Genomic DNA, 1,147 nt, shown 5'->3' with positions numbered 1-1,147 from the left:
GGTGAGGATCTTGAGGAGGGTGGACTTGCCCGCGCCGTTCTCGCCCATGAGGGCGGTGACCTGACCGGCGGGGAAGTCGAGGGTGACTCCGCCGAGGGCCCGTACCGCGCCGAACCGCTTGGTGACCTGGTGAACACCGGCCGTCCCCGATGGCCCCGGGTCGGGAGTCGGCGTGTGGGCTTCGCGCATGAGAGTTCCTCGCGAGGTCGGACGGAGGGTAGATGAAGTCGATCAGGGGCCGAGTCCGCCGCGAGGGACGGCAGGAGCAGGGCCCGTACGCCTCCGGCCCCATGGTCAGGGCAGCTGACGGAGCCGGAGGCGCGGGCGGGTCGGCGTGGCCAGGCCGTACCGACCGTTCAGGGGTGCGGTGTCAGCTGCAGGTGACGCCGGCGGTCTTCCAGGTGGTGGCATCGACCATGGTGGTCGGCGCGAACGCCTCCTTCGGGAACTCCTTGCCGTTCTTGAGCTTGTCGTACATGGTCTGGACGGCGAGGGCGCCGACGTCCTTGCCGTTGATGAAGAGGGCGGCCTTCATGCCCGAGGGCTTGCCGGAGCCCCAGTTCTTGCAGGCGAGGTAGGCGCCGAGGCCCACGCCGATGACGCGGTCGGCGCCGATGCCGGCGTTCTCCAGTGCGGTGACGCCGCCCTGGACGTTCTCGTCGTTGCAGCCCCAGACGACCCAGTTCTTGACGCCGGGGTTGGCGGTGACGGTGGCGGCAATCTTGTCCTGGGCGCCGGTGGGGGTGTTGTCGGTGGCGACGTCGATGTTCTGGACGCCGGGCGCGACCGTGCCGAAAGCCTCCTTCGCGGCCTTCACGCGGTCGCCGCAGACGGTGACGTCCTGCTTCCAGGCGGAGATGGTGCGGGTCTCCGCAGGCTTCCAGGCCGCCTTCTTGAACTCCTCCGCGGCGCGCTTGCCGACCTCGCCGCCCATCTGGGCACCGGAGAAGCCGATCCGCGGGACGAGGTTGTCCTTCGCGCACACGGACGGGTCGGGGCCGTTGGCGCAGATCTGGTCGTCGGAGGTGAGCAGGGCGACCTTGGCGTCCTTGGCGGCCTGGACGACCTGGGGTCCGACGGCGGGGTCGGGGACGACGATGACGACGCCGTTGGTCTTCTGTGCGATCGCGGCCTGGACCTCGCTGAT

General features: G+C 69.9%; 2 protein-coding genes. Both read right to left on the bottom strand.

The window, feature by feature from the left end; translation table 11 throughout:
• The coding region (locus PUR61_RS02955; RefSeq protein ID WP_329875298.1) for an ATP-binding cassette domain-containing protein at positions 1 to 189 on the bottom strand (189 nt) is incomplete at its 3' end.
• 181 nt (positions 190 to 370) lie between these two features.
• On the bottom strand, positions 371 to 1,147 hold a 777-nt coding region (locus PUR61_RS02950), incomplete at its 5' end, for a substrate-binding domain-containing protein (RefSeq protein ID WP_329875296.1).

Origin of the sequence: Streptomyces sp. BE20 (genome assembly GCF_036322525.1) — a bacterium.
In the GTDB taxonomy this organism is placed as follows: Bacteria; Actinomycetota; Actinomycetes; order Streptomycetales; family Streptomycetaceae; genus Kitasatospora.
This window is presented reverse-complemented; position numbering and strand designations above follow the sequence as displayed.